Raw genomic sequence first — 4,456 nt, 5'->3', positions numbered from 1 at the left:
CGACCTCGCGCGCGCCGCCGACGCCGCCGACGACCTGCTCGCCCAGGTGACGGCCACGGTCTCCGCCGTGTCCACCTATATCGAGACGCACCGCGGTGCCGTCGGCAGCACCGCCCGCACGCGGCTCTCGGAGGCCGGTCGCCTGCTCGACGCCGGGCGCCAGGCCGTCGACACCGATCCCGACGAGGCGACGCGGACGCTGGAGCGCGCCGCCGGGCTGGTCAAGGAGGCGCAGACGAGCGCCGAGGCCGACGTGGCCGCCTGGCGGGCCTCGTCGGCACCGAGCGACGACCTCTCCCTCGGCGGGATCCTCGGCGGCCTCGCCCTGGGCTCGGGCAGCCGTGGCCGCGTCCGACGCTCCGGCCGCACGACCCGCTCGAGCAGCCGCGTCGGCAGCCGTCGCACCAGCAGTCCACGTCCCAGCAGCAGACGGACCCGTCGCAGCGGCGGCGGACGGTTCTGACTCCCGACACCACACCCGCACGTCCCACCGGAAGAGAGAGCACCATGGCCCAGAAGCAGTCGATCCTCGGTCGCATCGCCCAGCTGACCCGCGCGAACGTGAACGCGATGCTGGACAAGGCCGAGGACCCCGAGAAGATGCTGGACCAGCTGGTCCGCGACTACACCAACAGCATCGCCGAGGCCGAGGACGCCGTGGCCCAGACGATCGGCAACCTGCGGCTCGCCGAGGCCGACCACGCCGAGGACGTCGCCGCCGCCAAGGAGTGGGGCGCGAAGGCGATCGCCGCGTCGCAGAAGGCCGACGCCCTCCGCACGGCCGGCCAGCCGTCGGAGGCCGACCGCTTCGACCAGCTCGCGAAGGTCGCGCTCGGCAAGCAGATCGGCTTCGAGAACGAGGCCAAGACGGCCGCCCCCGCGATCGCCCAGCAGAACGAGACGGTCGAGAAGCTCAAGACCGGGCTCGTGACGATGCGCAGCCGGCTCGACGACCTCAAGACCCGTCGCGACCAGCTCGTCGCGCGCCAGAAGACGGCCGCTGCGCAGGCCCAGGTGCAGGAGGCGGTCGGCTCGATCAACGTCCTCGACCCCACGAGCGAGCTGTCCCGCTTCGAGGAGAAGGTGCGGCGCGAGGAGGCTCGCGTCGCCGGCCACGCCGAGCTGCAGGCCTCCAGCCTCGACGCGCAGTTCGAGGAGCTGGAGGCCGACACGACCCAGCTCGAGATCGAGGCACGGCTCGCGGAGCTCAAGGGCCAGCTCGGCACGTCGTCGGCGCCGCAGGTCGAGTCCGCCCCCGAACAGCCCGCCTCCTGAGCCCAGAACTGCAAGGATGACGCCATGAAGATCAACGAGACCCACTCCTACGGCGACGCCGACGTCGAGGCCGTGTTCGGCCTCATCTCCAGCGAGGCCTTCCGCACCGAGGCTGCCGAGGACGCCGGCGCGAGCGACATCGACGTCGACGTCACCGAGTCCGGCGGGGCCGTGACGATCACGATCGTGCGCACCCAGCCCGCCGAGATGCCCGACTTCGTCAAGAAGCTCACCGGCGACACCGTCAAGGTCAAGCAGACCGAGAAGTGGAGCAAGCCGGAGTCCGACGGCAGCCGCAAGGCCGACGTGAAGGTCAGCATCATCGGCCAGCCCGCCGAGATGCTGGGCACGGCCGTCCTGGAGGCCAAGGGTGGTGGGACCTCGTTCACCGTCGCCGGCGACGTGACGGTGAAGATCCCCTTCATCGGCAAGAAGATCGAGCCCGAGGTCGCCAAGGCGATCAAGGGGTCGCTCAAGCACGAGGTCGAGCTGGGCAAGACCCGCCTCTGACCCGGCAGGACCGCCCCGCCCGCGGCCCGCGCACGAGGGCCCCTGACCGTGCCGGTCGGGGGCCCTGCTGCGTGGTGCGCGGCTCAGCCCAGCAGGCCGAGGACCGTCTCGAGCTCCTGCGGGGCGTACCAGGCGAGGTTGCCGCTGCCGTCGGCGTCGACGTGCAGGGCCTCGACGTCGGCCAGGGTCACGTCGGCGGTGGACCCGTCGGCCGCCTGCGCCACCTCGGCCACGACGACGACCGGACCGTCCTCCGCCGCAGCCTCCAGCGCCTCGAGCTCGTGCTGCTCGTCGTCGGACTCCGCCGCGACGACCTCGCCGTCGAGCGGGCTGCCGTCGCGCAGGGCGCGCAGCCGCTCGGCGTCGACCCCGACCCACACCCGCACGCTCATGCCTTCCTCGGCTTCTGCCGGCCACGCGGGGCCCGACCCCGCCGCGGTCCGACGGTCTCGACCAGCTCCTCGAGCGCCTCCTCGATGCACTGCCCCAGGACGTCGACGTCGGGCACGGCCTCGCGGTCGGCGACGATCCCGAAGAACACGCCCCCGTGGTACGACGTGACACCGATGGACACCACGCGCTGGTCGATGAGCGGGATGGCCGGGTACACCTCGGCCACCTGCTCCCCCGCCATGTAGACGGGCTCCTGCGGGCCGGGCACGTTCGTGATCGTCAGGTGGTGCCCGCGCGACGTCTCGGTCGCGGCGACGCGGGCGCCCACAGCGTGGAACGTCGACGTGGCGAAGCCGGGCAGGCTGGCCAGCTGGTTGGCGGCGACGGCCGACCCGGTCTCACGGTGGTCCTTCAGGGCGTACGACACCTGGTGCAGGCGCACGACGGGATTGGTCTCGCCGACCGGCAGCGAGAGCAGGTGTCCGCGCACCTTCGAGCCGAGCGACGTCGGGAGGCCGTCGTCGGCGGCGACCGACATCGGCACCATGGCGCGGAAGCTCGTCTTGGCCGTGACCGGCTCGGCGCGGGTCAGCATCCAGCCGCGGATGCCGCCCGTGATGACGGCGAGCACGACGTCGTTGACGGTGCCGCCGTGCTGGTCGCGCACCCGGCGGTACTCGTCGAGACAGGTCGAGACGGTCGTGAACCGTCGGTGGCGCGACAGCGTGCCGGAGAGGACGCCGCGCTGCGACGGCGCGCCCGCACCGATGACCGGCAGGTGCCGCGCGACGCGTCCGACGTTCATCTCGGCGATCCGCAGCGCCTCGCCCGGGTGGCGCACGTTGCGCTCGAGCGTGGCGGCGACGACGCCGAGCGGACCAGGCCGCGGGTGCGGGTTCCAGTCCTCGTGCGGGATGTCGCGGACCCGGTCGGTCTCCTCCAGCAGCACCTGCGCGAGGTCGATCGTCTCCGAGCCGTCGACGAGCGCCTGGTGCGCCTTGAACAGCAGCGCCTGGCTGCCGTCCTCCAGGCCCTCGATGAGGTAGAGCTCCCAGAGCGGGCGGTCGAGGTCGAGGCGACGGGCCACGAGCCGACCGACCAGCTCGTGCAGCGCGTCGCGCGTGCCCGGGCGGGGCAGCGCGGAGCGGCGGACGTGCAGGGAGATGTCGAAGTCCTCGTCGTCGGTCCACAGGGGCGTGCCGAGCGCGCCCGGGACCTTCCGCGGCACCTGGCGGTACCGCGGGACGATGTCGAGTCGTTCGTTGATGACGCCGATGAGTCGGTCGTAGGTGAGCGAGCCGCCGGGCTCCAGGATCGCCAGCGAGGCGATCTGGCGGGGCACGTCCGGGCTGTCCAGGTTCAGGAACATCGCGTCCAGAGGACTCAGGCGCTGCATCTCACTCCTCGCAGATCCCGACGAACCTACCACCGGTATCGACGTCCGGCGTGCGGCGTGGTTCACGTCGTGGGTGCGGCGAGCGTCACGGGACGGACGCGGGTCACCAGCGTCGCGAGCGTCTGGGCGGAGGCCGCCAACGCCGACCTCGGGTCGACCTCCGTGAGGGTCGCTCCGCGCAGCGCGGCGGTGTCGACCGTGGGCCCGTCCTGGGGCAGCGCGACGAGCGGTCGGACACCGGCGAGCCGGTGGACCGTCGAGGCCAGCTGCTCCACGCTCCACCCGATCGAGTCACGCACCTGGTTGAGCACCACCACCGGCTCGTCCGGCACCACGTCGCGCAGGTCGTGCAGCCCCCGGACCAGACGCGTCAGTCCGACGGGGTCGGCCCGGCCCACCACGACGACGACGTCGGCGACCTGCAGCGCGGTGACGGTGGCCTGGTCGCGACCACCTCCCGGACCGTCGGGCGCCTCCAGGCACGCGGCGACGTCGACGACGACGGCGTCGTGCGTGTCGGCCAGGCGTCGCAGCACGCGCTCGAGGGGCGCCGCCCGCACGTGCACCCACATGTCGGGGCGGGGCAGCCCGGTGAGCACGGCGAGGCCGTCGCGGACGGCCTGCAGGTGGTCCTCGACCTGCTCGTCGTGGCCCTGGTTCGCCACGCGGCAGGCCGCCATCAGGCCCGACACCTCGTCGAGCAGCCCGAGCTGCTGAGCCTGGGCACCGCCGCTGGTGTCGGCGTCGACGAGCACGCAGCGCCGACCGGCACGCGCCATCGCGTCGGCCAGCGCGAGGGCGACGGTGCTGCGCCCGGGTGCGCCCTGCGGCCCCCAGACGGCCACGACCAGTCCAGCGCGCGGCGGCTCCGTCGCGACGCCC

General features: G+C 73.1%; 6 protein-coding genes. 3 read left to right on the top strand and 3 right to left on the bottom strand.

Annotated elements, in window-relative coordinates; translation table 11 throughout:
• The 3 genes from NH339_RS17395 to NH339_RS17385 all read left to right on the top strand — a co-directional run.
• A partial coding sequence (locus NH339_RS17395; protein ID WP_253027262.1) for a hypothetical protein occupies positions 1–463 on the top strand: 463 nt, incomplete at its 5' end.
• Between the two features lie 44 nt (positions 464–507).
• On the top strand, positions 508–1,275 hold the full coding sequence (locus tag NH339_RS17390) for a PspA/IM30 family protein (RefSeq protein WP_253027261.1): 768 nt from the start codon (positions 508–510) through the stop codon (positions 1,273–1,275).
• A 24-nt stretch (positions 1,276–1,299) separates the two neighbouring features.
• On the top strand, positions 1,300–1,785 hold the full coding sequence (locus NH339_RS17385; protein WP_253027260.1) for a DUF2505 domain-containing protein: 486 nt from the start codon (positions 1,300–1,302) through the stop codon (positions 1,783–1,785).
• A gap of 83 nt (positions 1,786–1,868) precedes the next feature.
• On the opposite strand, the gene NH339_RS17380 is transcribed toward NH339_RS17385, so the two are convergent.
• The 3 genes from NH339_RS17380 to NH339_RS17370 form a co-directional block, all read right to left on the bottom strand.
• Entirely contained in the window at positions 1,869–2,177 is a 309-nt protein-coding gene (locus tag NH339_RS17380) for a hypothetical protein (protein WP_253027259.1), read from the bottom strand.
• On the bottom strand, positions 2,174–3,574 hold the full coding sequence (locus NH339_RS17375; protein WP_256475775.1) for a wax ester/triacylglycerol synthase family O-acyltransferase: 1,401 nt from the start codon (positions 3,572–3,574) through the stop codon (positions 2,174–2,176). Before NH339_RS17375 ends, NH339_RS17380 begins: the two co-directional genes overlap by 4 nt.
• 62 nt (positions 3,575–3,636) lie before the next feature.
• Positions 3,637–4,456: CpaE family protein (locus NH339_RS17370; RefSeq protein ID WP_374208356.1), on the bottom strand; the 820-nt coding region annotated here is incomplete at its 5' end.

It is taken from the genome of Aeromicrobium sp. CnD17-E, assembly GCF_024124745.1.
In the GTDB taxonomy this organism is placed as follows: domain Bacteria; phylum Actinomycetota; class Actinomycetes; order Propionibacteriales; family Nocardioidaceae; genus Aeromicrobium.
The sequence above is the reverse complement of the archived record's forward strand: the minus strand, read 5'-3'. Positions and strand labels throughout refer to the sequence as shown.

Excerpts from the sequence above, each read along its gene's own strand:
- NH339_RS17375 (WP_256475775.1), bottom strand. The coding sequence starts at position 3,574 with ATGCAGCGCCTGAGTCCTCTGGACGCGATGTTCCTGAACCTGGACAGC.
- NH339_RS17380 (WP_253027259.1), bottom strand. The coding sequence starts at position 2,177 with ATGAGCGTGCGGGTGTGGGTCGGGGTCGACGCCGAGCGGCTGCGCGCC.
- NH339_RS17390 (WP_253027261.1), top strand. The coding sequence starts at position 508 with ATGGCCCAGAAGCAGTCGATCCTCGGTCGCATCGCCCAGCTGACCCGC.
- NH339_RS17385 (WP_253027260.1), top strand. The coding sequence starts at position 1,300 with ATGAAGATCAACGAGACCCACTCCTACGGCGACGCCGACGTCGAGGCC.